Source organism: Mesorhizobium sp. M7A.F.Ca.US.006.01.1.1 (assembly GCF_003997935.1).
In the GTDB taxonomy this organism is placed as follows: domain Bacteria; phylum Pseudomonadota; class Alphaproteobacteria; order Rhizobiales; family Rhizobiaceae; genus Mesorhizobium.
In genome coordinates this window covers 21,738-48,485 of the sequence record NZ_RZQL01000012.1, presented here as the reverse complement: position 1 = coordinate 48,485, position 26,748 = coordinate 21,738, and the positions used below count along the sequence as shown (strand labels likewise).

Here is a 26,748-nt window from a genome sequence, read left to right as displayed (position 1 = left end):
GAACTGCCATGGAAGAATTTCACAAGGTTCGCCGGCTTCCGCCTTACGTGTTCGAGCAGGTCAACCGGCTCAAGGCCAGCGCCCGATCGCGTGGCGCCGACATCATCGACCTCGGCATGGGCAATCCGGACCTGCCGACGCCCAAGGCTATCGTCGACAAATTGTGCGAGGTCGTGCGCGACCCGCGCACGCATCGCTATTCCTCGTCGCGCGGCATTCCGGGCCTGCGCCGCGCCCAGGCCGCCTACTATAGCAGGCGCTTCGGCGTGAAGCTCAATCCCGACACGCAAGTGGTGGCCACGCTTGGCTCGAAGGAAGGCTTCGCCAACATGGCGCAGGCGATCACGGCCCCCGGCGACGTGATCCTGTGCCCGAACCCGACCTATCCGATCCATGCCTTCGGCTTCATCATGTCGGGTGGCGTCATCCGCTCGCTGCAGGTGGAGCCGGACGACGGTTTCATCCCGGCGCTCGAGCGCGGCGTCAAGCATTCGATCCCGAAGCCGCTGGCGCTGATCCTCAACTATCCGTCGAACCCGACGGCGCTGGTCGCCTCGCTCGATTTCTACAAGGATGTGGTCGCCTTCGCCAAGAAGAACGACATCATCATCCTGTCCGACCTTGCCTATTCGGAGATCTATTTCGACGGCAATCCGCCGCCTTCGGTGCTGCAGGTGCCTGGCGCGATCGACGTTTGCGTCGAATTCACCTCGATGTCGAAGACCTTCTCCATGCCCGGTTGGCGCATGGGCTTTGCCGTCGGCAACGAGCGGCTGATCTCGGCGCTGACGCGGGTGAAGTCCTACCTCGATTACGGCGCCTTCACGCCTATCCAGGTGGCGGCGGCGCACGCGCTCAACGGCGACGGCGCCGACATCGCCGAGGTGCGCGACATCTACCATAAACGCCGCGACGTGATGGTCGACGCCTTCGGCCGCGCCGGCTGGACCATTCCTGCACCGGCGGCCTCGATGTTCGCCTGGGCGCCTATCCCGGAGCCGTTCAAGCATCTCGGCTCGCTCGAATTCTCCAAGCTGCTCATCGAGCATGCCGACGTGGCCGTGGCGCCCGGTGTCGGCTTCGGCGAGCATGGCGACGAATTCGTGCGCGTCGCTCTGGTCGAGAACGAGCACAGGATCCGGCAGGCGGCGCGCAATATCAAGCGCTTCCTGTCGACCAGCGCCAAGCAGCCCAACAATGTCGTGCCGCTCTCCGCTCACCGGTAAGCTTGCCGCACGCAAATTCGATCTGACTTTGAGGGACGTCGCCGGACATGGCTGAAGCATTGCGTGTTGGAATTGCCGGCCTCGGCACCGTTGGCGCGTCGGTGGCGCGCGTGCTGCGCGACAAGGCTGTGGAACTGACCCGCCAGTGCGGCCGCGACGTGATCGTCACCGCCGTCTCGGCGCGCGACCAGAAGCGTGATCGCGGCGTCGATCTCAGCTCGGCAAAGTGGTTCGACGATCCGGTCAAGATGGCGCAGACCGCCGAAATCGACGTCTTCGTCGAACTGATCGGCGGCGACGAGGGTCCGGCGCGCTCATCGGTGAAGGCGGCACTCGAAGCCGGCCGTCACGTCGTCACCGCCAACAAGGCGCTGCTGGCCAAGCATGGTGTGGCGCTGGCCGAGATCGCCGAGAAGAAGGGCGTGCTGCTCAACTACGAGGCGGCTGTGGCGGGCGGCATTCCGGTCATCAAGACGATGCGCGAGGCGATGGCCGGCAATTCGGTGACCCGCGTGTTCGGCATTCTCAACGGCACCTGCAACTACATCCTGACCCGCATGGAGGCCGAGGGCATCTCGTTCGACGAGTGCCTGGAGGACGCGCAGCGGCTGGGCTATGCCGAGGCCGATCCGACCTTCGACATCGAGGGTCACGACACCGCGCACAAGCTGTCGATCCTGACCAGCCTTGCCTTCGGCACCAGGATCGCCGCTAACGACATCTACATGGAAGGCATTTCCAACATCACCCAGGCCGACATCCGCGCCGCCGCCGATCTCGGCTACCGGATCAAGTTGCTGGGTGTCGCCCAGCGCACCGAGAGCGGCATCGAGCAGCGCGTGCATCCGACTATGGTGCCGACCGCGTCGGTCATCGCGCAGGTGCATGGCGTCACCAATGCGGTGGCGATCGAAACCGACATTCTGGGCGAGCTGCTGCTGTCAGGCCCTGGTGCTGGCGGCAACGCCACCGCATCGGCCGTCATCGGCGACATCGCCGACATCGCCAAGAGCCGGCCAGGATTCCAGCATGGTCCGGTCTTCGGACGGCCGACGAAGGAGCTGAAACCCTACAAGAAGGCGCAGATGCGCAGCCATGCCGGCGGCTACTTCATCCGGCTGACCGTGCATGACCGCATCGGGGTGTTTGCCGCTATTGCCAAGCGCATGGCCGATAACGACATCTCGCTGGAATCGATCGTCCAGCACGCTGTCAACGGCGAGGCGGCGGCACAGAAGACGGTGATCCTCGTCACCCACGAGACGACGGAGGCCGCCGTGCGCAAGGCCGTCGATGGCATCACCAAGGACGGACATCTGACCGACAAGCCGCAGGTCATCCGCATCGAGCGGGCAGGGTAGCTTTGTCCGACAGTCGCGCGGGACAAGAATTCCGCAGGCATTGAGCTCCGGTCTGGAGGCAGGCAGCCGCCACAGACCGGAACGAATTCGCGTCGACGCCGTTCTCTTGGTCAGCAACCAGAGGAACCGCTTCATGGCCGATACCAACAAATCCGACACCCCCAATATCGACGACATCCAGAAGACGCTGGAAAAGCAGATTGCCGAACTGCGCAGGGAGATCACCAAGATCAACAAGAGCATTTCGGCGCGGGGCGCGGAAATGCTCGATGACGCCAGCGAGCAGGCGTCCGAGTTGTACGACACTGCCGCCACCCGCGCGTCGCGCACGGCGCAGCAATTGCGCAGCCAGGCCCAAGCTGTTTCGGAAGTCGCGCGTGAAAATCCCGGTACGACGACAGCTTTGGTCGGCGTGATCGGCCTGCTCGGCTTTCTGGCCGGCTTCGCCATTGGCCAGTCTACCAACGATACGTCGCGCCGCTGGTATTGACTGCGGTGCGATAGGGCCGGTTTTTCCGGCTCATTTTCCTGTTTTCAGCACATCATTTCAAGGAGGGCACCATGGCTTCATCCGCGTTGATCAGTATCCTGATTACATTCCTCGTTATCATCCTCGTTCTCTACCTGGTGCAGCGCCTGCCGCTCGACGGTCGGATGAGACAAATCGTGCAAGTCATCGTCATCATCATCGGCATCATTTCGCTGCTCAGATATCTCGCGGTTTTCTAGGCCCCGAAGGGCCGCAATGTTCAATTTCCCATACCGGCCCGGTTCTTTCGACCGGGCCGCCGTTGTTTCAAAATTCGATTTAATCGATTGATATTGCTAACTATTCGACAAAATTTTCGGTGGGTCTTGCCGTTGTCATGCTCGTTTGACAAAACAGGCCCGCCCCGGCGGGAGGCCGTATTGCCAACGAGGAAATCACCAGATGAATGTGGCCCAGAACATCGTCGCCGGCCTTGACCGGATACTCACCATGGAACTGGTGCGCGTCACCGAACGAGCCGCCGTCGCGGCCGCCAGGCTGCGCGGGCGCGGCGACGAAAAGGCGGCCGACCAGGTCGCCGTGGATGCCATGCGCCAGGAACTCAACCGGCTTTCCATCAGGGGCACGGTGGTGATCGGCGAAGGCGAACGGGATGAGGCGCCGATGCTCTACATCGGCGAGGAAGTCGGCACTGGCAAAGGTCCGGCGGTCGATATCGCGCTCGATCCGCTCGAAGGCACAACGATCTGCGCCAAGAACCTGCCCAATGCGCTCGCCGTCATCGCCATCGCCGAGAAGGGCAGCCTGCTGTTTGCGCCCGATGTCTACATGGACAAGATCGCCATCGGTCCGGGCTATGCGGACGGCGTCATCGACATCGACGCCTCGGCGGCTGAGAACATCGCCAGCCTCGCCAGGGCGAAGGGCGTGGCCATATCGGATATCACCACCTGCATTCTCGACCGGCCACGTCATGCCAGGCTGATCGATGCCGTGCGCGCCACGGGTGCCGCGATCCGGCTGATCGGCGACGGCGATATCGCCGGCGTCATCCACACCACGGACCCGGAAGAAACCGGCATCGATATCTATCTGGGCACTGGCGGAGCACCCGAGGGCGTGCTGGCCGCTGCCGCGCTGCGCTGCACCGGCGGCCAGATGCAGGGCAGGCTGATCCTCGACACGCCGGAAAAGGTTGCTCGCGCGGCAAAGATGGGTATTTCCAATCCGAAACGGGTCTATCGGACGGAGGACATGGCGCGCGGCGATGTGCTGTTTGCGGCCACCGGTGTCACCGACGGTAACATGCTGGCTGGTGTCAAGTTCGGCCACAATTACATCACCACCCACACGATCGTGCTGCGCTCATCGTCGCGGACGGTGCGCGAGATCAAGGCCCGCCATCAGGATCTGGATAAGTTCTGACGCTCACTTGCGAAGCGACCTTGCAATTGTTAGCCATTCGGGCGCATCCGATGCTGGCTGCAAGGATTTGACGATGAAACCGTTTGACTGGCATGCGGATCCGATTTCGCGTGCCACCGCCATCACAAAGTCCTATCGCAACACCCAGAATGTGCGTCGCTTTCTCATACGGGAATGCGGCGACGCATTCAGGTTCGACCGGCCTTTCATGGCCTGGCTCAAGGACGGTGTGGAAAAGACGATGGGCGATGCGGCTGACGAATGGCTTCGGCGCCAGGCTGAAAAACGGAAAGCGCAGTTTTCTTGACCTATTCCGGGACGGCGCACACCGTGAATCGCTTGGCTTTGCCTGCCTTTGGCCTATAGAGCGTCGCATGAACGCGACACGCTTTAAATTGTTGCCAATGCAGGTCGTCGTCCCGAGACCGCTGCGCACTTATGGGCGACATGCATTATCGTGCGGCCAACGATGAGTTGGCAAAGCGTATGACCGGCGAAAAACGCCTCTTCCTCGATGTCAGGCAGTCGGTATCAGGGGTTTCCTGGGAACATCGGCTGACGGAGCGGCAGGACATGATCGCGCTCGCCATCGCGCAAGGTCATGGCGTGCCCGACATTGTCGCACGCGTGCTTGCCGGCCGTGGCGTCACCGCCGAGCAGACCGAGCGGTTCCTCGATCCGACGATCCGCGATCTTCTGCCGGATCCGGCATCGCTGACCGACATGGACAGGGCGGCGGCCCGCATCGCCGCGGCGGTGATGGCCAGGGAAAAGGTGGCGATCTTCGGCGACTATGATGTCGACGGCGCCGCTTCGTCGGCCTTGCTGAAGCGGTTCCTCACGCATTTCTCGGTGCCGTCGGAAATCTACATTCCGGACCGTATTTTCGAGGGCTATGGGCCCAACCCGGATGCCATGCGCGAACTTGTGTCGCGTGGCGCGACGCTGATCGTCACCGTCGATTGCGGCACCAACAGCGCCGTTTCCATCGATGCCGCCAATGAGGCCGGGGCCGATGTCGTGGTGCTCGACCACCACCAGGTCGGCGGCGCCTTGCCGGCGGCAATTGCCGTCGTCAATCCCAATCGCGACGACGACCTTTCCGGGCAGGGCCATCTCTGTGCCGCCGGCGTGGTCTTCCTCGCCCTTGTTCAGACGGCCAGGATCCTGCGTAGCCGCATGGCCGATGCCACGCCGCCGGACCTGCTTTCGCTGCTTGATATCGTGGCATTGGCCACCGTTTGTGACGTGGTGCCGCTGACCGGCGTCAACCGAGCCTTCGTGGTCAAGGGGCTGCAGATGGCGCGCCAGCAGAAGAATGAAGGGCTGGCGGCGCTGGCACGGGTGTCGCGCATCGGCGAGCCGATCAGCACTTTCCATCTGGCCTATCTGATCGGCCCGCGCATCAATGCCGGCGGACGCATCGGCGATGCCGCACTTGGCAGCCGGTTGCTTGCGACCGACGACCCGGTAGAGGCGCGCACCATTGCCGAGACGCTCGACAGGCTCAACCAGGAACGGCAGCTGATGGAGCAGGAGATGCTCGCGGCGGCGCGCGCCGAGGCCGATGCAGAGCTTGCCGGCGGCAATGGCCCGGCTATCGTCGTCACCGCCTCCAACAGCTGGCATCCGGGCATTGTCGGCCTGCTCGCCTCACGGCTGAAGGACCATGCCCGGCGGCCCGCCTTCGCCATCGCCTTCAACGCCAACGGCATCGGCACCGGTTCGGGCCGCTCGGTCTCGGGTTTCGACCTCGGCCGGCTAGTGCGCGAGGCGGCCGTTGCCGGGCTGATCGTCAAGGGCGGTGGCCATGGCATGGCGGCAGGCATCACCGTGGAGCGGGCAAGGCTTGGCGAACTCAGGGCGTTTTTCGAAGAGCGGGCGGCAGCCGATGTGTTTCGGCTGCAGGGCGAGGAAAGCCTGGCGATCGACGGTGCGCTTGCCGCTGAAGGCGCGACGCTCAGCCTGCTCGACGCGCTGGAACAGGCCGGACCCTTCGGTGCCGGGCACGTTGCCCCCGTTTTCGCGTTGCCGCGCCACCGATTGGCCGATGCGCGGCCGGTCGGCACCAACCACATCCGCGTCGAGCTGCAATCGGAAAGCGGCGGCCGCATCCAGGCGATCGCCTTTCGCGCCGTCGATACCGCGCTTGGCGAATTCCTGTTCAAGAACCGGGGCAAGACAATCCACGTCGCCGGTTCGCTGTCGGGCAATTACTGGAACGGCAACCGCACCGTGCAGTTTCGCATCACCGATGCGGCTCGCGCGTAGGTTTTGATCAGGCGAGAACGGTCTGCAACCGGGTCAGTTCGCCGATCTGCGCCATCGTCGCCTGATAGCCGAGTTTGATCGCCTCGTCGGCGCGGTGGAATTCGGTCAGGCCGATATGGCTGAGCTTCGGCTGCAGCGACATGTCGGGCGGGTCGCCGGCAAGCCTGGCGCGCGAAATGCGGTCCTGAATGATGTTGAAGGCCTCGACCATGACGCCGGTGATGCCGAGTCGCGTCTGATGCGACTGGCGCTCTGCGTCGATCTGGCCGGGCCGCGGCGCGTCCTTTTCAACGACCAGCTCGCCGGCGCTGTGCTTGATGACGGCGGCGCGACCGAACAGATCATAGTGAAGGTTGACCGCCACGACGAGCGGCTGCTCGTAGGCGCGGCAGACCGAAACCGGTACGGGGTTGACCAGCGCGCCGTCGACCAGCACGCGGCCATTGCAATTCACCGGCTCGAACACGCCGGGCAGCGCATAAGAGGCGCGCATGGCGGTGATCAATGAGCCGCTCGACAGCCAGATTTCGTGGCCGGTGCGGATTTCGGAGGTGACCGCCACGAACGGCTTGGCAAGGTCCTCGAAGCGAATGCCGGCCATGTGCTCGCGCAGCCGGGCGTCGAGCTTCATGCCGCCGAACAGGCCACTGCCGCGCAAATTGAGATCGAGCAGGCCGAAGATGCGGCGCTTGGTCAGGCTGCGGGCGAATTCTTCGAGCTCGTCCAGTTTGCCGGCGAGATAGCAGCCGCCGACCAGCGCGCCGATCGAGGTGCCGGCGATCATCGATACTTCGATGCCGGCTTCGTCGAGCGCGCGCAGCACGCCGATATGCGCCCAGCCGCGGGCGCAACCGCCACCCAGGGCGAGCGAAATGCCTGTTTTCTTCTGGGAGTTCGTTTCGGACGCACCGCCTGACGAGGACAGGCCGTTGGCCTCCCTGACATCTGGTCTGTTACGCAATGACGCCCAGTCGAGCATCACAATCTCCCTTGTCCCACGGCTACTATACGAGCGGGCCGTATCGAAATGATGAATCTGTGTGGTTGGTGTCAGGCAGAAGGTTCAAGCTGGTGGTTTCCGATACGTGTTTTCCGCATCGAACAGCGGCTTGCTGCCGTCGTCGGCAAGCGTCCCCTTGCCGTCGACCAGCCCCACCGTCCGATAAAAGCATGAACGCCGGCCAGTGTGACAGGTTGCGTCGTGGCCCAACACTTTGACGCGCAACCATATGGCATCCTGGTCACAATCCGTGAGCATCTCGACGACATGCTGAAAATTGCCTGATGTTTCGCCCTTTTTCCAAAGCGCGTTGCGCGAGCGCGACCAGTAGTGGGCGATGCCGGTCTCCAGCGTCAGCGCCAGTGCCTGCGCATTCATATGCGCAACCATCAACAGCATGCCGTCTCCGGCATCGCTGACGACGACCGTAACCAGCCCGGCTGCATCGAAGCGCGGCGAGAACACCGCGCCTTCCTCGAGCGCTCTCTTGTCTGACGGAGCTTTTGGAAATTCCAGTGCCGACATCGCCGGTCCATTTTCCTCTTTGACCATGATCTTGTCCGAAAACCGGTCTCCACTTTTCGGGATCATGGTCTGATGGCCGGCGAGGGCCGATCAGACCCCGCCGCCGCGCACCATGGTGACGAAACGGACCTGCTCTTCGGGCGTGTCCTTGAAGACGCCGGTGAAGGTCGAGGTCAGCGTGGTTGAACCCTGCTTGCGGATGCCGCGCATGGCCATGCACATGTGCTCGGCCTCGATCATGACGGCGACGCCGCGCGGATTGAGCACGTCCTGGATGACGCCGGCGATCTGCGCCGTCAGGGCCTCCTGCGTCTGCAGGCGGTGGGCGAAGATATCGACGACGCGGGCGATCTTGGACAGGCCGACGACTTTGCCGTCCGGAAGATACCCGACATGCGCCTTGCCGATGATCGGCACCATATGGTGCTCGCAATGCGAATGGAACGTTATGTCCTTGACGATGACCAGGTCATCGTAGCCGGCGACCTCCTCGAAGGTGCGGCCGAGCTCTTCGGCCGGGCACATGTCGTAGCCACCGAACATTTCGCGGTAGGCCTTTGCCACCCGCTTGGGCGTGTCGACCAGCCCTTCGCGGTCCGGATTGTCGCCGGTCCAGCGCAAAAGCGTGCGCACGGCGGCTTCGACTTCGGCTTCGCTTGGCCGGTCGGTGACCGGCTTTTCCATATAGGCTGACTGTGGCATGAGTTTCTTGATGACGGCATCCATAAAGGCGTCTCCCGTAGTCCCTCTCGGCGGAGGAACGAGTTGAACGGACCACGACCTTTCGGTGTCGGAAACTCGCCCCGTTTCCAGCCCCGTAAGCGGCGTGAACTTCCCGGCAAGGACATTGGCTTCGTCGTTCTTGTCGATACCGGACTGCCAGCATTATATAAGGTCATAGCGAGCGAAAGGAAGACACGACAGCGGCAATCGCTGTTCGCTTGGCGGCGATAGATTGGAAAATTATGATAAACGACGTCTACAATGCGAAAATTCTCGGTTTTGCCGGAAACATCGCCCGCATCGGCCGTCTCGATCATCCTGACGCGACCGCCAAGGCGCACTCCAAGCTATGCGGCTCGACCGTCACCGTCGACCTCAAGATGCAGGACGGCGTGGTCACGGACTTTGCCCATGACGTGAAGGCCTGCGCGCTCGGCCAGGCGTCGTCATCGATCATGGCGCAGCATGTCGTCGGCGCGAGTGCCGAGGAATTGCGCGCGGTGCGCGACACCATGCTGAAGATGCTCAAGGAAAATGGCGCCCCGCCGGACGGCCGCTTCGCGGACCTCAGATATCTGGAGCCGGTGCGCGACTACAAGGCGCGGCACGCTTCGACCATGCTGACTTTCGATGCCGTGGTCGACGCGATCGGCCAGATCGAGAAGAAGCGCGCCGAAGAAGCGGCCTGACCTTGGGATTTGGCCTTTCCACGGTGCGCAGGTCGGGCGAAGGCCCACGAACTCGCTCCAGCCACGGCCCTGTGTTCGCATGCGGCCTTGCCGTTTCACTGTTGTCGGGCGGCGGCTCGAGCAAAGCTGACGCTGACATGGCAACCCAGCGAGATGTCGGTGACTATCTCCGGAAGGCCATCCAGGTCTGTTGGAACGTGCCTGTAAACACCAGAGGCGTTGCGCGCGTTCAGATCAGCCTGAACAAGGACGGATCGCTCGCCGGCCCGCCAAAAATCGTCAGTCCCGTAACGCCGCCCCCGGAAAAGGTCGCCGAGACCGCCGTTCGGGCAATCATGCGCTGCGCTCCATTTCCCAGGCTGACATCCTATGCTGCCCACTACAATATATGGCGCGAGATCATTCTCACGTTCGACCCGGGAGAAGACACCTCGGGCGAGCTTCCGGCGGCGGATGTGCTCGACAAACTCTTCGAAAAAATACAGCAAGAAGACAAAGTAGCAGGAGCCCGACCGGGTTCAAACCCGCGCTTCCAGCACCCGCCTGCTTTCGGCAAATTCGCTTCTGAGCCAGTCGGCGAACGCGGCGGCCGGTTCCGAGAGGTCGCGCAAATTTCTGGCCACCAGCCAATAGGCGCCGGATGCGACGTCGATGTCGAACGGCTTGACCAGCGCGCCGGATGCGATTTCCTCGCCGATCTGCAAGAGATCGCCCAATGCCACGCCATGTCCGAGCAAGGCGGCCTGCTTTGAAAGCGACGCATCCGCCAGCATCGGACCGCGCGCGGGTATGGCGTCGGCGGGCACGCCGGCCGCTTCGAACCAGCGCGCCCAGCCCTGGCGGTTCTCCTCGTGCAAGAGCGTGTAGCGGCCAAGATCGATTGGCTTCCTGAGGGCAGGGCCAGAAGCAAGCAGCGCAGGCGACAGGACCGGCGAATCGACTGTCGAGGCAAGCCGCTCGGCCTGGCTGCGCGGCCACGAGGTGGTGTGTGCGCTGAAGCGCAACGCAAGCTCCGGCTGATCGCTGCGGAACTCGATCAGCCTTGGATCGACCTCGAGGGAGACGTCGATGTCAGGCCGCAATTGGCGAAACCGATTGAGCCGGGGAACCAGCCACACGGATGCAAGCGACGGCTCGACACTGACGCGCACCACTGACTGCGCCGGTGTCGCCACCAGATCGCCGAGCAAGGTGTCGATGGCGTCGAAACTTCTGACAAGCTGATCCAGCAGACGCCGGCCGGTGTCGGTCAGTTCGACACGGCGATGGTGACGTTCGAACAGGGGCTGGCGCAGGAAGGTTTCGAGTTCGCGGATCTGCCGGCTGATCGCTGCCTGCGAGACGAAAAGCTCCTCGGCGGCCCTGCTGAAGCTCAGATGCCGGCCAGCCGCCTCGAAGCTCCTCAATGCCGTCAGCGGCAGGCGCCCACGCTTCATTTCGCATAACCCAGGATTATCCGAAGTGGAAATTATACTCGTTTGAAGGCGAAGGCCAGCGGTCGTCTAATCGCTCCAAAGGAGACCGATCATGATCCAGTTGCTGAGCATCTTTGGCGATGTCATGCGGATCGCTACGTTTCAATGGCGTGATGAAAGACAGCGTGAAAAACGCCGCGAGGAGCCGGCCTGTCCCAGCCGCTGGGCGCTTTCGGCTGACAGGCAGGCGTTTCGCCGTTTTCGTCCGTGACGGCGGGGCGCGCAAGGAGCGGGGATTGCGTTCTCCAGTGGAAACTCACATCTATCGCCTGGGAAACGCGATACGGAGACTGTGGTGCGCGACCAGCATGGGCATGCGCATATCGCCGGGCCGCCAAGACGCGGCCGCAACTGGCCCGGCCCGTGGCGCAAGACGCCGGGCCGTCTGCTCGGCACGTCGCTCGTGCGCCTTTACCAGCTGACGCTGTCCGGCTTTGTCGGCAATTCCTGCCGGCACCTGCCGACCTGTTCGGAATATGCGCATGAGGCGATCGCCCGCCATGGCCTGTGGGCCGGCGGTTGGATGGGATTTTTCCGCGTGCTGCGCTGCGGGCCATTCGGCACGCATGGCATCGACCGCGTGCCGGAGAAGCTGGCGGATCGTTACGTGTGGTTCATGCCATGGCGGTACTGGCGGATCGGCAGCAAGCGTGGCGAAGCGCAGGAATGATGGCCCGGGAGAATAGCGGATTTACGATCCGGTAGGGTTAACAACAGCCTGCACAAAGACTGCGCATTTGAGACAAAATCGAGACAAGAGACCTCGCTAAGCCGCTCGCGAACCCCTTCTGGAGCGAGCAGAAAATGCGCAATTTCGACCGTCTTCCCTTCATCTTTGCCGGAATCCTGTTCCTGCTCGCCTGGTTGCTTGGATTTCCGCTGCGCGCGCAATCGGCGCCGCTTGGGGACGTGCAGTGCACGGTGATCGCCGATGCAGCGACAGGCAAGACGCTTTACCAGGACGGAGTGTGCGACCAGCGGTTCAGCCCGGCATCGACGTTCAAGGTGCCGCTGTCGCTGATCGGCTATGACAGCGGGATCCTGAGCGACGAGCATACGCCGAACTGGGACTACAAGCCGGAATTCAAGGCGGTGAAGCGGGATCAGAAGACCGTAGATCCGGTGGTCTGGGAGCGGGATTCGATTATCTGGTTCTCCAGGGAAATCACCCGCAGGCTTGGATCGGAGAGCTTTGCCTCCTACGTCTCCAAGTTCGACTATGGCAACGCCGACGTTTCCGGCAATCCTGGCAAGAATGATGGCCTGACCCAGTCCTGGGTGAATTCCTCGCTCAAGATCACGCCGGTCGAGCAGGTCGATTTCCTGCGTAAGCTGCTGGCCCGCAAGCTGCCGGTCTCGGCCAGGGCTTACGACATGACATCAGCCATCATCCCGACCTTCCAGGCCGGAGGCTGGACGGTGCAAGGCAAGACCGGCAGCACCAGGCTGCGCAACGATGCCGACAAGGTTCAGGACAAGCGCTCGCTCGGCTGGTTCGTCGGCTGGGCGAACAAGGATGGCCGACAGATCGTCTTTGCGCGGCTTGTCGTCGACACCAACCGCACCGACATGCCCAAAGGCCTCAAGACCCGGGCCGCGTTCCTCAAGGATCTGCCGCTGTTGGTGAAATGAGTCTGATCTCTACGCAATTCCCGACTGCAAACCGCTGCACACTTTTCCTGGAATGGCTCAGGCGCTTCGGCGGGCACGGATGATGTGACCGCCGGAGTTGGCGGTTGGTCCCTTCGGTGCCTCGGACAAGCGCGCGGTAATATCGCTGCGCTCGAGGTCTTCAATCTCGTCGAAGCCAAGCTCGCGCAGGGATTTCTCCAGGTCGGCGGGAACAAAGAAGCTGATCCATGGCTCCCCGACAGACGCGACGCGAGCCGCATGGAAGGCCAGGGCAGCTTGTCCCGCCGCGTCGCGGTTCTCAGCCGGTTCGCTGTAGTCGAACACCACCTCCGAGCCGGGGACGCCGGCTATCCAGAAGAGCGTGTTGAAAATCGATTCCTTCGTCAGATAGGGAACAACGCCCAGCCAGATGAAGAAGCTCGGCTCGGTCGACTGCAAACCGGCCGCTACCAGTTCCGCGGGCAGGCTTTGCCGCTCGAAATTGACCGGCACGAATCTGGTAGCGGGTGGCTCGGCAAGGCCGCTATCGGCGATGCATTTGCGTTTCCAGGCTTGCGTGGCTGGGTGGTCGACTTCGAACACGCTGAGATCCGGATACGGGTTGCGCAACGAAAACGTATCGAGGCCTGCACCAAGCACGACGAGTTGCCTGATGCCGCGACCGACCGCCGCCGCCAGCCAGTCCTCGGCGAACCGGGCGCGCGCGGTCACGAACAGGCGCATGCGCCGGCTGCGTTCGTCTTCCTGCTCAAGCTCTTGGGCGGCGGGAGCAGCTTCACCCAGAATTGGGATCGCGTAGGGATCGCGAAACAGCGCTGCCTGCGGTGAAAACTGATGGAGTGCCCTCATGCGTGCGACGCCAAGGGCGGTTCGGCTGGGTATAGCGTCTTCCATGCCGACAATTCCAGACGGTTGCGGGGCTGTTTGCAAGCCTGGATGACGAGCCTGCGACATCTTGGCGACATTTCCTTGAGCTACACCAGTCAGCGCTCTTTACCTGGGCCGGCACTGCCTCTAAAACCCGCCCGCTGCCGGACGCATCCGGCTTTTCCCACGACCACCCGCGCTCGTTTGCGGGACTGGATAGGAGATATACATGCTGAATTCCGTTTCCCTGACATTTCCCGATGGCTCCGTCCGTGAATACGACGCGGCGATGACCGGTGCTGGCCTCGCCGAATCGATCTCGAAATCGCTGGCCAAGAAGGCGGTCGCCTATGCGATCGACGGCACCGTTCGCGATCTCAGCGATCCGCTCGGCAATTCCGGCAAGGTCGAGATCGTCACCCGCGACGACCCGCGCGCGCTGGAACTCATCCGCCACGACACTGCACATGTGCTGGCGGAAGCCGTGCAGGAGATATGGCCGGGAACGCAGGTGACCATCGGGCCGGTGATCGAGAACGGGTTCTATTACGATTTCGCCCGCAACGAGCCGTTCACGCCCGACGATTTTCCGGTGATCGAGAAGAAGATGCGCGAGATCATTGCGCGCAACAAGCCGTTCACCAAGCAAGTCTGGTCGCGCGACAAGGCGAAAAAAGTGTTTGCCGACAAGGGCGAGCGCTACAAGCTGGAGCTGATCGATGCCATTCCTGAGGATCAGGATCTCAAGATCTACGCGCAGGGTGACTGGTTCGACCTTTGCCGTGGCCCGCACATGGCCTCGACCGGGCAGATCGGCAACGCCTTCAAACTGATGAAGGTGGCCGGTGCTTATTGGCGCGGCGATTCGAACAATCCGATGCTGACCCGCATCTACGGCACGGCCTGGGCTGACCAGGCGCAGCTCGAAGCCTACCAGACGATGCTGGAGGAAGCCGAGAAGCGCGACCACAGGAAGATCGGCCGCGAGATGGACCTGTTCCATTTCCAGGAAGAGGGGCCTGGCGTCGTCTTCTGGCACGCCAAGGGCTGGAAGATGTTCCAGAACCTGGTCAACTACATGCGCCGGCGCCTCGACGAGCAAGGCTATCAGGAGGTCAACGCGCCGCAGGTGCTCGACAAGAGTCTGTGGGAGACGTCAGGCCACTGGGGCTGGTATCGCGACGCCATGTTCAAGGTGACGGTCGCCGGCGACGATACCGATGACGACCGGGTCTTCGCGCTGAAGCCGATGAACTGTCCGGGCCATGTGCAGATTTTCAAGCATGGGTTGAAGTCTTATCGCGATCTGCCTGTCAAACTTGCGGAATTCGGCAATGTGCATCGTTACGAACCGTCCGGTGCACTGCACGGACTGATGCGCGTGCGCGGCTTCACGCAGGACGATGCACACATCTTCTGCACCGAGGAGCAACTGGCGGCGGAGTGCCTGCGGATCAACGATTTGATCCTGTCGACCTATGCCGATTTCGGTTTTGAAGAAGTCAGCGTCAAGCTGTCGACACGGCCGGACAAACGCGTCGGCACCGACGAGGCGTGGGATCACGCCGAGGCGATCATGGGCAACGTCCTGGAGACGATCAGGACGCGGTCCGGCAACCGGATCAAGACCTCGATCAATCCGGGTGAGGGCGCCTTCTACGGGCCGAAGTTCGAATATGTGCTGAAGGATGCCATCGGCCGCGAATGGCAGTGCGGCACGACGCAGGTCGACTTCAACCTGCCGGAACGGTTCGGCGCCTTCTACATCGGATCCGATTCCGAGAAGAAGCAGCCTGTGATGGTGCATCGCGCCATCTGCGGCTCGATGGAGCGCTTCCTCGGCATCCTGATCGAGCACTATTCCGGCCATTTCCCGCTGTGGTTCGCGCCGCTGCAGGTGGTTGTGGCGACGATCACGTCGGATGCCGACGATTATGCGACCGAGGTGGTGGCAAAGCTGAAGGCCGCCGGGCTTCTGGCGGAAGCGGATCTGCGCAACGAGAAGATCAACTACAAGGTCCGTGAGCACAGCCTGGCCAAGGTTCCGGTCATCCTTGTCTGCGGCAAGCGCGAGGCGGAAGAGCAGACGGTCAACATGCGCCGTCTGGGCTCGCGCGACCAGGAATCGCTTGGCCTTGACCAGGCGATTGCGCAATTGACCGAAGAGGCCATCACACCTGATCGCCGGCGCAAACGCGCGGCCTGATCGGCGTAGTTTCGACCAAATGGCGGTGGATCGCTCCACCGCCATTTTCATATCCCTGTCACGCCGACCTTGTAACGAGCCCTCATGCTCAAGCTGAAATTGCGCGAACGACCCTTTCCCGAGCTTTCCTATGCCAATCCGCGCCAGCCGGCGCTGACACGCTGGTTCATTCATTCGGTCGAAGGCCTGTCGGGCCGCGACCGCTACACAGCACTCTATGATTTCTGGCGCCGCCAGGTCGTGCCGACCGGCGAGCGCGTGTTCAGCCGCATGCTCGACCTGATCGACGTACGGGTGCGGACCGCTGATCAGTGGCCGCCCGCGCAATTGCCGGACACGCCGCTGGTGATCGTCGCCAATCATCCGTTCGGCATCGGCGACGGCATCGCCGTGCTGTCGCTGGCCGAGCAACTCGGACGACCGTTCCGGGTGATGATCCACAAGGATCTGCTCAAGATCCGCGAGATGGAGCCTTACTCGCTGCCGATCGACTTTTCCGAGACCAAGGACGCGCTCAAGAACAACATGGCCGTGCGCCATGAAGCGGTGCGGCTGTTGAAAGAGGGCGTCACCATCGTGGTGTTTCCGGCCGGCGGCGTTGCCACCGCGCCCAAGGGCTTTGGCCGGGCACGCGACCTGCCGTGGAAGATGTTTCCGGCCCGTCTCGTCCAGGACGCCAGGGCGTCGGTCATCCCGATGCATTTTTCCGGTCAGAACGGCAGGCTGTTTCATCTGGTCAGCGGGCCGATGAACATGGCCGAGCGCGACGGCCGGGTTGCGAAATTCGTCGGCAAGGCCTCGCTGACGCTGCGCACGTCGCTGCTCATCCACGAATTCGCGCGGCTGTCCGGCAAGGCGATAGACGTGCGCGTCGGCGATGTGCTGAGCTGGAATGAGCTGGAGCCATTGCGCGACCGCAAGGCATTGCTCGACCGGCTTTATCGCGGCGTGTTCGACCTGGCGCCCGTCGTGGCGCGCCGTCGGATTCCGTTCCTGCCGGCAAGGACCAAGCTGGCGGCTTGAGGCAGCCAAACGTCCGGCCCGCAAGGGGGCGGCTTCGGCCGCCATTGCGGAAATAGTATGACACTGTAACGTCTCGTGCTATAGAGAGGCAAGGAAGACTTGCCATGAGAACCAGCAAACCGATCACCGTGACCCTTGGCCGCCAGCAGAGCAGCGTCGACGCACGCCTGGCGTCGGGCGCCTACGACTCCGCCAGCGAGGTCATGCGCGCCGCGCTGCGCGCCCTCGACCGGGAGGAGCAGACCATCACCGCGATCATGCGTGCCAAGGTCCAGGAAGCTCTTGACGACCCGCGTCCGGACATCCCGGCAGAAGACGTCTTCAAAGCGCTGCGAGCCTATCATGCGGACCGCATGAAGGCCTCCAAGCGTGACAAATAAGATCGTCTTCAGGCCGGCGGCTCAAGCCGACCTCTTCGCCATCTATAACTACATCGAAAACGACAGCGGGAGTCGGCGTGCCGGCGACTATGTCGACCGCATAGAGGCCGCGTGCATGGCGCTGTCCACCTTCCCGGAGCGCGGGACCGTGCGCAACACCGTTGGCCCTGGCGTCCGCATTGTCGGTTTTGAACGCCGCGTGTCGATCGTTTTCCGGGTCGACGGTGACACTGTGGTCATCCTGCGTGTGCTCTACGGCGGACGGGATTATCCGGCCGGTTCAGAGGATGACGCAGACACCTGATTCTTCTGGTGGAATTGCGAACTAATCAGCGCCTTCTTCAGGATCCATCGCCGCGGCCTCGGTGGCCAGAACCTCGATCTCCTGGTTCTGCCCGGCCACGACCGTAAAATCCTTCTGATAGATGCGGTCGCGGTTCTTGGCGATGATGGTGTAGTCGCCCTCGGCCAGCACCATCGAGGCGAAGGCGCCGACGGTTTCCTTGATCGGATCGCCGGACTCATTGAGCAGCGACCAGGACGTATCGGCGATCGCCTCGCCGCCGGTTTCGCGCACCAGCTTCATGGTGATCTCGGCGGCGTGGTGCTCGACGGTGGCCTCTGTCAGCTTGCCGGCCTCGACACGGATGTCGGAGCGGATGACCGCATTGACCGCGCCGTAAGTCGAGACGACATGGTAGATGCCGGCGTTGAGCCGCACGACACTGTTGGGCTCAACATCGGGAATGATCAGCGCGCGGTCGCCATTGGCCTCGGCGGTGCCCTCGTAGATCGAAAAGCGCAGCTTCTTCGGTGGAATGCGCACGCCGCCGGACAGCACGGCGTCGAGCTTGAGGCCGCCGGCGTCGAGCACGAGACTTTCGCGCTTTGCGTCCTTGCCGACAGTGATGCGCTTGGTGGCTCCAGCCCGGCCGTAGGAGGCGTGAACCAGATAGCTGCCGGGTTCGAGCTGGAAGACGGCGGTGCCGCCATGGGAGGAGGCGACCATCGGCAATTTGCCGTTGACGGCTTCGGGCTTGAAGACCCGCCAGACGATGCCGCGCGTGATGTCGGAACCCTTGTCGGTCAACTGGGCGGACAGCGTGATGGCGCCGCCGCCGCTCAGCGCCAGTGACGTCTCGCCTTTCGGCGTCGCGTAGCTCGAAATTCCCGGAAGCTTCAGGTCGCTGACACCGTCGACGTTCTGTGCCATGGCGAACGAAACCGGCGCCATCAACAGCAGGGCGCCGAGCCAGATCAGGAAAAGACGGACAGTCCCCTCAAACATGCCTTGCGTTGAAGCCCATGGCGGTGGCAATTTCAAGGCTTAAGAGTCCGACCGATACGACTCTTCCGTCCGGCGTATCCCGCGCCAATGCCCGAGCCGCCCGAATCCCCGATGGTGCGCTTCAGCTCAAAACAGAATGTCCAGGAGACTTGCGCCCATGGCGTCGCCGATCATCGATTTCCTACTGACCCGAAACTCCGCACCGATTCCCGATCTGAAGGAGCCGGCGCCGAGCGATGCGGAGATCGCGACGATGATCACTGCTGCTTCCCGGGTGCCCGACCATGGCCGCCTGGAGCCCTGGCGCTTCATCCTCTACCGTGGCGATGCCCGCGTCGAGATCGGCAGGCAACTGGCAGCACTTGCCGAGCAGCGGGAGGGGCCATTGCCGGAAGGCCGCCGTAACCAGGAATTGGCGCGGTTCTCGCGCGCGCCGCTGGTGATCGGCGTCGTATCTATCCCCCGGGAGAATCCAAAAATCCCGCAATGGGAAATGTTCCTGTCGGGCGCCATGGCGGCGATGAACCTGACGATAGCAGCCAACGCGCTGGGCTATGGCACCAACATGATCAGCAACTGGTATTCGGATGTGCCGGAGGGCAGGGCGCTGCTGGGGCTGGCGCCGCAGGAGCGGGTCATCGGCTTCATCCATATCGGCTCCTATGCCGGCCCGGCGCCGGAGCGGCCCCGGCCCGATCCGGCAAAGCTTTATGCCGATTATTCCGGGCCGTGGGCGGGCTGAATGTTCTACGAACCTTCAAAGGGCCACGGTCTGCCGCACGACCCTTCGAAGGCGATCGTGGCGCCACGTCCGATCGGCTGGATTTCGACACTGAACAGGGCTGGCGAAATCAACCTCGCGCCATACTCCTTCTTCAATGCCGTTTCGACGCGGCCTTTCATCGTCTGGTTCTCCTCTGAAGGCGAGAAGGACAGCGCCTCCTTCGCGCAGGAGACCGGCGAGTTCGTCGCCAATCTCGTCAGCCGCGATCTCGCGGAAAAGATGAACCGCACATCGGTCAACGCACCGCGCGGCGTCAATGAGTTCGTCTATGCCGATCTTGCCATGGCGACGTCGCGCCTGGTGGCGCCGCCGCGCGTGGCGGCCGCGCCGGCCGCACTCGAATGCCGGGTGACGGAAGTTTTTCGGCCAAGGGCGCTGGACGGATCGCCGACAAGTGCCGTCGTCGTCGCCGGTGAAGTGGTCGGCGTGCATATCGACGACGCCTTCCTGACGGACGGCCTGTTCGACATCACCAAGGCCGGCAATGTCGCTCGTCTCGGCTATATGGACTATGCCAGCGTCGACGAGGTGTTTTCGATGCGCCGGCCACGCTGGGACAGGGACTAAACCAAAACTCCCGCCGCCTTTGCCCGCGCCAGAAGCCGCTCCGCCAGCCGCAGGTGCGGGCGGTCGAACATCTTGCCGTCGATGCCGACGACGCCGGGATTTCCCGCTGCCGCGAACGCGGCAACGATTGCCGCCGATTGTCTCACGGCTCCGACCGACGGCGTGAAGGCGGCGTTGATGACCGGCACCTGATCGGGGTGGATCGCCATCTTGCCGGTGAAGCCATCGCGCTCGGCTTCGGTGCATTCTGCTTCGAAGGCCGCCATGTCGCGAAAGTTCGGAAAGACGGTGTCGATCGCCGCAACCTCCGCCGCACCGGCGGCGAGTATGGTCATGGTGCGAGCGTGGCGGAACACGTCCGTGTAACGGCCGCGCTCGTCGCGGGCGCTGCGCGCGCCGATCGCCGCCGACAGATCTTCCGCGCCCCAGGTGAGGCCGGCAAGTCGAGCACTTATCCCCGCATAGGTCGCCGCTGCCAGCACGCCTGCCGGCGTTTCGGTGATGATTGGCAGGATCTTGATCGCGCCATCGGCGAGGCCGTTTTCGGCCTCGCGCACCCTGAGCTTTGCCGACAGGTGCTGCACGTCCTGGCCGCTGTTCGACTTGGGCAGCATGATGCCATCGGGTTTCGCTGGAACCAGTGCGGCGAGATCGTCGTCCGTCAGCCCCGTCGACAGGTCGTTGACCCTGACATAGATCGCCGAGCTGGTTTGCGCTCTGCGCTCGACGATGAAGCGCGCCGCCACCTCGCGTGCCAGCGCCTTGTTGTGCGGTGCCACGGAATCCTCGAGGTCGACGATGACCACGTCGGCGCCGGCACCAAAACCCTTTTCCAGCTTCCTCTCGGAATCACCCGGGACGAACAGCAGCGAGCGCATGATCAGGCCGCCTTCTTCAGCATCATTGCTTGCCTGGTGCATTTGGCGACGAGATCGCCATGCTGGTTGTAGGCGCGATGCTCGAATTCGACGATGCCGCGATCGGGTTTCGATTTCGACTCCCGCACCGAGATGACTGTCGTCTCGACCCGGATGGTGTCGCCATGGAAGACCGGATGCGGAAACACGGTTTCCTTCATGCCGAGATTGGCCACCGTGGTGCCGACGGTGATGTCATTGACCGAAATGCCGATCATCAGCCCGAGCGTGAACAGCGAATTGACCAGCGGCTTGCCCCATTCGCTCTTGGCTGCGAAATCGAAGTCGATGTGCAGCGGCTGCGGGTTCAGCGTCATCACCGAAAACAGCATGTTGTCGCTTTCGGTAACGGTCTTGCGCAGCGTGTGCTGGAAGACATGGCCGACAACGAACTCTTCGAGATAAAGCCCGGCCATTTCTTTCTCCTCAGGTGCTTGACGGTTGATAGGCGCTGCAAATCAGCCTCGCAAGCCAGTTAATGAACATGGTGAACGGTTCGTAAACCAATTCTGCCTACGGTCGTCAGTGGGGTCAGAAGCTTCTGGCAAGGGGCGTAAGCAGACGGGCATGGTTGTTGTTTCGCATTTCCTGAAATGGATCTACACGGCCAAGGTGTCGGAGCGCGCCGCGGCGGCGAGCGCTCTGGCCCGGGCCTACATCAATTCCGAATTGCCCTTCGAGGACCGCTGCGCCGCCGAGGCGGCGCTGACGCTGTTGCTCGACGATGCCTCGTCGAAGGTGCGGCTGGCGATGGCCGAGGCGCTGTCGATGAGCCACCACGCGCCAATGCAGATCATCAGCGTGCTGGCCTCCGACCAGCCGGAAGTCGCCGGCGTGGTGCTGGCGCGCTCGCCGCTGCTCACCGACGCCGACCTGATCAACCGCGTGGCCTCAAGTCCGAAGGCGACACAGAAATTGATCGCCGACCGGCCACTCGTCTCGATGGCGCTGTCGGCGGCCATCGCCGAGATCGGCGAAGCGGACGCCTGCGCCATGCTGCTCGCCAACAGCGGCGCCGAAATCGCCTCGCTCAGCTTCCGCCGCATGGCCGAACGGCATGGGCACCTGCCGCTGGTGCGTGAGGCGCTGATATCGGATATCAGGCTGCCTGCCGACTGCCGGCATATGCTGCTCGTCAAGCTCGGCGAAATGTTGAAAACGTCGCCACTGGTGATGGCGATGATGGGCGCGGCGCGAGCCGACCGCGTCATGCGCGATGCCTGCGTCAAGGCTTCGGTGACGCTGATCGAAGGCACGCGCACGGAAGAACATGCGGCCTTGATCGAGCATCTCAGGCTGCGTGGCGACCTCACCGCGAGCTTCCTCATCCGCACCATCGCGCATGGCAAGGTCGATTTCTTCGGCTCGGCACTCGTTGCGCTCAGCCAGCAGTCCGAACAACGTGTGAGGGCGCTGCTGGCCGGCGGGCACGACGTGGCCTTGCAGGCATTGTTTCGCAGCGCCGGGCTCGCCGGCGCCACGCACGCCATCATCCTGCGCGCGCTGAAGATCTGGCGCGAGGTCGCCAACGGCAAGCGCGTCGCCGGTGTGCAGGAGGTAAGCTGGCTGATGCTCAAGGAAGCGGGCGGTCAATCCGCCGAGGGTGATCTCGCCGCCTTGGTCAAGTCGATCCATCTCGACGCGCTGCGCGAAAACGCGCGCGGCCACGCGCTGGCGATAGCGGCGGCCTAGCCTTTATCCCTCGCGAAAAAATCCGGAAAATCCTCCATCGCGGCGGCGATGATGCGCAACGATGCCGCGATCTGCAGCAATTCGCCGGTACCGTTTCGTTGGGCAATGCTTGCCGCATATTGCCGGGCGACGGTGACGGTCGATGTCTGCGGATCGCCGGGGGCGCGGAAGAGCAGTTCGCGCGCCAGCCCCCTCAGGAAGTTGGCGATCGAAAGCGCGGTCTCGGATGGGATGGCATGGCTTTGGCTCGCATCACGCAGCCGAAGGACCTCCAGGCCGACGGTGACGGCGGCGACGCCGCCGCCCAGAACCGCATCGCCTTTCTGACCGGCATTCTGCACCAGCGGCATCAACTGGTTGATGCGGTCGTAGGCAAGGCTCTCGAAGGCCGACCGCCTCGGCACCCGCTCATGTAGGCAAAGCCGCGCCAGATCCTCGCGCATGGCGCGCACGATGCGGTTGGCCGCGAGCCATGGATCGGCTGGCAGCACGACGATGAAGACACCGATCGCCAGCAGGATGCCGACCAGGATCGACGCCGAACCGGCGAAGAAGGGCCCGGGATCGTAGGTCATCGCCTGGTGTGGACTGAGGAAGGCGAGGAAATTGATGGCGAAGGCTGTCGCCACGCCGACACAGCGTGGATTGGCCATGGCCAGCGCCGTCGGTACAAGGATAGGCACGACAAACAGCATGAACCAGCCGAAACCGGGCAGGGCAGGCAATGCGATCTGGCCGACGAGAAAGGCAAACGGCAGCGCCAGAAGCGTCCCTTTGAAGAAACCCCAGGCGACCTGCACGGGGTCTGGGCGAGCAGCAAACAGGCTCGATACGACGGCAACGAGAATGACCGTGCCGGCGGCTTCCGACCATTTCGTCGTCAACCAGAAGGCCGCGACCAGCAATGTGGCAAGGGCAGCGCGCACCGCGTTGCGCGATGCGCCGGCGTAATCGCGATGCACCACCAGCGCAGGCTGCCTGCTGCCCCTGACCGGGCGCGTGGCAGGCGCGCGCAGGGCGTCGAGGCCGCGCAGCACCTGCTTGAGCGCATCGGCGAAATCGGCGGCGATGGTCAGGCGGGTGATAGTGCCGACCCTGTCGTCGCCCTGATCGGTCGAGGCATCGGGTATTTGCCGGGCCTTGGCCGAGATGGTGTCGAGCCGCGCCACCCAAGGCGTGGTGTCGTCCAGCGCACCGGGCTTCGCGGCCAGTTCACCGACAAGGGCCTGCAACTCCGAACGCACCGGAATGAGTGCGGCATTCTTCGGAGCGGCGTGCGAATGCAGCGCGCGTGCCGCAGAGAGCGCGGAGAGCAGTTGTCCGATGGTGCGCCGGACCGGATGGGCGCGCGGCGCGAAGCTCGGCGCCTCAAGCCTGGCATAGGCGCGCATCTCGCCGAGCGTCTGGGTGTCAGCGACCAGCTTTCGGTGCAGCGCGGACAGCGTTGCCGGGTCGCCGCCGGAGAATGCGCCGCCGGCATAGGTGGCAAGATCGAGGATGCAGCGTTTCAGGCGCGAGATGATGGCGTCGCTGGCCAGTTTCGGCAGGATCAGCCGGCTGGTCAGGCCGGCGCAGACAATACCGAGCACGATCTCGGCACAGCGTGCGACCGTGAGGTCGACGACGAGGTGTGGCTGTCCGAAGGCAGGCAGGCCGATGATCATTGCGGTGTAGCCGGCAAGCGCAGCGCCATAGGCTTCCGGATTGCGCAGCAGCGACGAGACGAAGGTGCAGATGCCGATCCAGACGGCAAGCACAGTCACCAGCACCCAGGGGCCGGTGCCAAATGTGGTGGTGATGCCGATCGCGGCGATGCCGCCGACCAGCGTGCCGAGCAGCCGGTAGAAGCCCTTCGCCAGCACCATGCCGGCGACCGGCTGGGCGACGATGAACACCGTCATCATGGCCCATTGCGGGTGGTCGAGCTTCAGCGCATAGGCGGCCAGCAACGCGATCAGGCCGGCTGAAACGGTGCGCAAGGCAAAGATCCAGTCGGAGCGCGTCGGTTGCGTCAATCCGGCTAAACTCGTCTCCAAATAGCCTTTCAGCCGCGCCCAGGTCACATGCTCGTCTCCGCAACTGGAGCCTTGTTATGGACCGGCTGGCGGCTAGATATCCAGCACTTCCGCCGCGGCGAACTCGGCGCGTTCCTGGATGAAGCGGAAACGGGCTTCCGGCTTGGTGCCCATCAGTTCATCGACCCTGTCCTTGGTGGCTGAATCGATTTCGTTTACATCGACCCTGAGCAGCGTGCGCTTCCTCGGATCCATGGTGGTTTCCTTGAGTTGGGCGGCCATCATCTCGCCCAGGCCCTTGAAGCGGCCCAGTTCCACCTTGCCGCGCCCGGTGAATTCGGTGCGCAGGAGCTCGTCCTTGTGCGCGTCGTCGCGGGCATAGGCGACCTTGCCGCCTTGCCTGATCGAGTAAAGCGGCGGCACGGCGAGGTAAAGGTGGCCGCCGCGCACCAGCGCCGGCATCTCCTGGTAGAAGAAGGTGATCAGCAGCGAGGCGATGTGGGCACCGTCGACGTCTGCGTCGGTCATGATGATCACGCGGTCATAGCGCAGATCTTCATCGCGGTACTTCGAACGCGTACCGCAGCCGAGCGCCTGGATCAGGTCCGAAATCTGTTGGTTGGCCGCCAGCTTGTCGTTGCCAGCGCTGGCGACGTTGAGGATTTTTCCACGCAGCGGCAGGACGGCCTGGCTGGCGCGGTCGCGCGCCTGCTTGGCTGAGCCGCCGGCCGAGTCACCTTCGACGATAAACAGTTCTGCACCGGCCGCGGCATTCTGCGTGCAGTCGGCGAGCTTGCCCGGCAGCCGCAGTTTGCGCACCGCGCTCTTGCGCGACACTTCCTTTTCCTGGCGCCGGCGCACCCTCTCGTCGGCACGCGCGATCACCCATTCGAGCAGCTTCGACGCTTCTTGCGGGTTGTCGGCCAGCCAATGGTCGAACGGATCGCGGATCGCGGTCTCGACAATTCGAATTGCCTCGATCGTCGCCAGCCTGTCCTTGGTCTGACCGACGAATTCCGGCTCGCGGATGAACACCGACAGCATGCCCGCCGCCGAGATCATGACGTCTTCGGAAGTGACGATGGAGGCGCGCTTGTTGCCGACAAGATCGGCATAGGCGCGCAGGCCCCGCGTCAGCACGTTGCGGAAGCCGGCCTCGTGGGTGCCGCCTTCGCCGGTCGGGATGGTGTTGCAGTAGGAATTAATGAAGCCGTCGCCGCCGAACCAGGTCACCGCCCATTCGAGCGAGCCATGGCCGCCCTGTTTCTCGCTCTTGCCGGCGAAAATCTCGCGCGTCACCTGGAAGTCGTCGCCGAGCGATGCCTTGAGATAATCCTTCAGGCCACCGGGAAAATGGAATTCCGCCTTGGCCGGCGTCTGGTCTTTTTCCTTGATCAGCGACGGATCGCAGGTCCAGCGGATTTCGACGCCGCCGAACAGATAGGCTTTCGAGCGCGTCATGCGGTAGAGCCGCGCCGGTTCGAACGCCGCTCCCTTGCCGAAAATCTGCTCGTCAGGATGGAAGCGGATCTTTGTGCCGCGCCGGTTGTGGACCTCGCCCAATTGTTCCAGGCCGGTCACGGGAACGCCGCGCGAGAATTTTTGCCGATAGAGTTGCCGTCCCCGCGCGACCTCGACCTCGAGATGGTCCGACAGCGCGTTGACCACGGAGACGCCGACGCCATGCAGGCCGCCTGATGTCTCATAAACCTTGGAGTCGAACTTGCCGCCCGAATGCAGCGTCGTCATGATCACTTCAAGCGCCGGCTTCTTGAACTTCGGGTGCGGATCGATCGGGATGCCGCGGCCATTGTCGGTCACGGCGAGATAGCCGTCGGCCGAGAGCTCGACATCGATGAAGGTGGCATGGCCGGCCACCGCTTCGTCCATCGAATTGTCGATGACCTCGGCGAACAGATGGTGCATCGCCTTGTCGTCGGTGCCGCCGATATACATGCCTGGCCGGCGGCGCACCGGCTCCAGCCCTTCCAGCACCTCGATGTCGGCGGCGCTATAGCCCTCGCTGCCGTCCTTGGTCGAGGCAGGACGCTTGGTGGCTTGCACCACCAGTGGATCGGCCGGGCGCGCAGGGGTACGCACCGGCTGAGGCTGCTTGTCCATATTGCCGAAGAGATCGTTGTTGTCGTCCATGCCTGCCATAGGGTCCGGTGCTGCGAATCACCTCGCGATAC

Annotated in this window: 28 protein-coding genes; 18 read left to right on the top strand and 10 right to left on the bottom strand. The window is 63.2% G+C overall.

Annotated features, from left to right (window positions below; genetic code table 11):
• Positions 1–8 precede the first annotated feature (8 nt).
• The 7 genes from EN943_RS04240 to recJ all read left to right on the top strand — a co-directional run bounded on the left by EN943_RS04240 (position 9) and on the right by recJ (position 6,773).
• Positions 9–1,226, top strand: a complete 1,218-nt coding sequence (locus EN943_RS04240) for an LL-diaminopimelate aminotransferase (RefSeq protein ID WP_127411631.1) — start codon at positions 9–11, stop codon at positions 1,224–1,226.
• Positions 1,227–1,273: 47 nt separating this feature from the next.
• Complete coding sequence (locus EN943_RS04235; RefSeq protein ID WP_127411630.1) at positions 1,274–2,587, top strand: homoserine dehydrogenase; 1,314 nt, start codon at positions 1,274–1,276, stop codon at positions 2,585–2,587.
• Between the two features lie 133 nt (positions 2,588–2,720).
• Positions 2,721–3,077, top strand: coding sequence for a hypothetical protein (locus EN943_RS04230; RefSeq protein ID WP_127411629.1), 357 nt, complete (start codon positions 2,721–2,723; stop codon positions 3,075–3,077).
• A gap of 71 nt (positions 3,078–3,148) precedes the next feature.
• Positions 3,149–3,316 carry a Thivi_2564 family membrane protein gene (locus EN943_RS04225; protein ID WP_127411628.1) on the top strand — a complete coding sequence of 56 codons (168 nt, stop codon included), beginning with the start codon at positions 3,149–3,151 and terminating at the stop codon, positions 3,314–3,316.
• A 202-nt stretch (positions 3,317–3,518) separates the two neighbouring features.
• Positions 3,519–4,502, top strand: coding sequence for a class II fructose-bisphosphatase (gene glpX, locus EN943_RS04220; protein ID WP_127411627.1), 984 nt, complete (start codon positions 3,519–3,521; stop codon positions 4,500–4,502).
• Positions 4,503–4,575: 73 nt separating this feature from the next.
• The gene (locus tag EN943_RS04215; protein ID WP_127321553.1) at positions 4,576–4,809 is read left to right on the top strand and encodes a DUF6434 domain-containing protein; all 234 of its coding nucleotides are present in this window, start codon (positions 4,576–4,578) and stop codon (positions 4,807–4,809) included.
• 179 nt (positions 4,810–4,988) lie between these two features.
• A complete protein-coding gene (gene recJ, locus EN943_RS04210; protein WP_127411626.1) occupies positions 4,989–6,773 on the top strand; it encodes a single-stranded-DNA-specific exonuclease RecJ in 1,785 nt (594 codons plus the stop codon).
• Positions 6,774–6,780: 7 nt separating this feature from the next.
• Here the strand turns inward: recJ and EN943_RS04205 are convergent, their stop codons facing one another.
• The 3 genes from EN943_RS04205 to folE form a co-directional block, all read right to left on the bottom strand.
• Entirely contained in the window at positions 6,781–7,752 is a 972-nt protein-coding gene (locus EN943_RS04205; protein ID WP_127411625.1) for a patatin family protein, read from the bottom strand.
• An 84-nt stretch (positions 7,753–7,836) separates the two neighbouring features.
• Positions 7,837–8,298, bottom strand: coding sequence for a phosphoribosyl-AMP cyclohydrolase (hisI, locus tag EN943_RS04200; protein WP_127411642.1), 462 nt, complete (start codon positions 8,296–8,298; stop codon positions 7,837–7,839).
• Between the two features lie 90 nt (positions 8,299–8,388).
• Positions 8,389–9,024: a GTP cyclohydrolase I FolE gene (gene folE / locus EN943_RS04195; protein ID WP_127411624.1), complete on the bottom strand. Its 636-nt coding sequence runs from the start codon at positions 9,022–9,024 to the stop codon at positions 8,389–8,391.
• 239 nt (positions 9,025–9,263) lie between these two features.
• Here folE and EN943_RS04190 point away from each other — a divergent pair, with 239 nt between their 5' ends.
• Positions 9,264–9,710: an iron-sulfur cluster assembly scaffold protein gene (locus EN943_RS04190; RefSeq protein WP_013531981.1), complete on the top strand. Its 447-nt coding sequence runs from the start codon at positions 9,264–9,266 to the stop codon at positions 9,708–9,710.
• 518 nt (positions 9,711–10,228) lie between these two features.
• Here EN943_RS04190 and EN943_RS04185 read toward each other — a convergent pair.
• Complete coding sequence (locus EN943_RS04185; RefSeq protein ID WP_127411623.1) at positions 10,229–11,146, bottom strand: LysR substrate-binding domain-containing protein; 918 nt, start codon at positions 11,144–11,146, stop codon at positions 10,229–10,231.
• A 91-nt stretch (positions 11,147–11,237) separates the two neighbouring features.
• Here EN943_RS04185 and EN943_RS04180 point away from each other — a divergent pair, with 91 nt between their 5' ends.
• The 3 genes from EN943_RS04180 (at position 11,238) to blaOXA (ending at position 12,817) form a co-directional block, all read left to right on the top strand.
• Positions 11,238–11,396, top strand: coding sequence for a hypothetical protein (locus EN943_RS04180; RefSeq protein WP_127411622.1), 159 nt, complete (start codon positions 11,238–11,240; stop codon positions 11,394–11,396).
• An 84-nt stretch (positions 11,397–11,480) separates the two neighbouring features.
• The gene (gene yidD / locus EN943_RS04175; protein WP_127411621.1) at positions 11,481–11,855 is read left to right on the top strand and encodes a membrane protein insertion efficiency factor YidD; all 375 of its coding nucleotides are present in this window, start codon (positions 11,481–11,483) and stop codon (positions 11,853–11,855) included.
• Positions 11,856–11,989: 134 nt separating this feature from the next.
• Entirely contained in the window at positions 11,990–12,817 is an 828-nt protein-coding gene (gene blaOXA / locus EN943_RS04170) for a class D beta-lactamase (protein WP_127411620.1), read from the top strand.
• A 57-nt stretch (positions 12,818–12,874) separates the two neighbouring features.
• Here blaOXA and EN943_RS04165 read toward each other — a convergent pair whose 3' ends face one another.
• On the bottom strand, positions 12,875–13,711 hold the full coding sequence (locus EN943_RS04165) for an SAM-dependent methyltransferase (protein ID WP_127411619.1): 837 nt from the start codon (positions 13,709–13,711) through the stop codon (positions 12,875–12,877).
• 202 nt (positions 13,712–13,913) lie between these two features.
• On the opposite strand from EN943_RS04165, the gene thrS reads away from it, so the two are divergent.
• From thrS to EN943_RS04145, 4 genes are all read left to right on the top strand, one after another.
• The gene (gene thrS, locus EN943_RS04160; protein WP_127411618.1) at positions 13,914–15,890 is read left to right on the top strand and encodes a threonine--tRNA ligase; all 1,977 of its coding nucleotides are present in this window, start codon (positions 13,914–13,916) and stop codon (positions 15,888–15,890) included.
• 84 nt (positions 15,891–15,974) lie between these two features.
• Positions 15,975–16,913 (top strand): GNAT family N-acetyltransferase, encoded by a 939-nt coding sequence (locus EN943_RS04155; RefSeq protein WP_127411617.1) that lies wholly within the window; start codon positions 15,975–15,977, stop codon positions 16,911–16,913.
• Between the two features lie 104 nt (positions 16,914–17,017).
• Positions 17,018–17,293 (top strand): type II toxin-antitoxin system ParD family antitoxin, encoded by a 276-nt coding sequence (locus EN943_RS04150; RefSeq protein ID WP_127411616.1) that lies wholly within the window; start codon positions 17,018–17,020, stop codon positions 17,291–17,293.
• Positions 17,283–17,597, top strand: a complete 315-nt coding sequence (locus tag EN943_RS04145; protein WP_127411615.1) for a type II toxin-antitoxin system RelE/ParE family toxin — start codon at positions 17,283–17,285, stop codon at positions 17,595–17,597. The genes EN943_RS04150 and EN943_RS04145 overlap by 11 nt, the downstream gene beginning before the upstream one ends.
• Before the next feature lie 21 nt (positions 17,598–17,618).
• On the opposite strand, the gene EN943_RS04140 is transcribed toward EN943_RS04145, so the two are convergent.
• Positions 17,619–18,581 (bottom strand): hypothetical protein, encoded by a 963-nt coding sequence (locus tag EN943_RS04140; protein ID WP_027036844.1) that lies wholly within the window; start codon positions 18,579–18,581, stop codon positions 17,619–17,621.
• A 157-nt stretch (positions 18,582–18,738) separates the two neighbouring features.
• Here EN943_RS04140 and EN943_RS04135 point away from each other — a divergent pair, with 157 nt between their 5' ends.
• Positions 18,739–19,323, top strand: coding sequence for a nitroreductase (locus EN943_RS04135; RefSeq protein ID WP_127411614.1), 585 nt, complete (start codon positions 18,739–18,741; stop codon positions 19,321–19,323).
• Entirely contained in the window at positions 19,324–19,932 is a 609-nt protein-coding gene (locus tag EN943_RS04130; RefSeq protein WP_127411613.1) for a flavin reductase family protein, read from the top strand.
• Here EN943_RS04130 and EN943_RS04125 read toward each other — a convergent pair.
• On the bottom strand, positions 19,929–20,810 hold the full coding sequence (locus EN943_RS04125) for a CoA ester lyase (protein ID WP_127411641.1): 882 nt from the start codon (positions 20,808–20,810) through the stop codon (positions 19,929–19,931). The genes EN943_RS04130 and EN943_RS04125 overlap by 4 nt on opposite strands.
• Positions 20,811–20,812: 2 nt before the next feature.
• Positions 20,813–21,265, bottom strand: coding sequence for a MaoC family dehydratase (locus tag EN943_RS04120; protein ID WP_127411612.1), 453 nt, complete (start codon positions 21,263–21,265; stop codon positions 20,813–20,815).
• Positions 21,266–21,416: 151 nt separating this feature from the next.
• Here EN943_RS04120 and EN943_RS04115 point away from each other — a divergent pair, with 151 nt between their 5' ends.
• Positions 21,417–22,541 (top strand): DUF2336 domain-containing protein, encoded by a 1,125-nt coding sequence (locus EN943_RS04115; protein ID WP_127411611.1) that lies wholly within the window; start codon positions 21,417–21,419, stop codon positions 22,539–22,541.
• On the opposite strand, the gene EN943_RS04110 is transcribed toward EN943_RS04115, so the two are convergent.
• Positions 22,538–24,604: an FUSC family protein gene (locus tag EN943_RS04110; RefSeq protein WP_127411610.1), complete on the bottom strand. Its 2,067-nt coding sequence runs from the start codon at positions 24,602–24,604 to the stop codon at positions 22,538–22,540. The genes EN943_RS04115 and EN943_RS04110 overlap by 4 nt on opposite strands.
• Positions 24,605–24,649: 45 nt before the next feature.
• The gene (gene parE, locus EN943_RS04105) at positions 24,650–26,707 is read right to left on the bottom strand and encodes a DNA topoisomerase IV subunit B (protein WP_027036837.1); all 2,058 of its coding nucleotides are present in this window, start codon (positions 26,705–26,707) and stop codon (positions 24,650–24,652) included.
• Positions 26,708–26,748 lie beyond the last annotated feature (41 nt).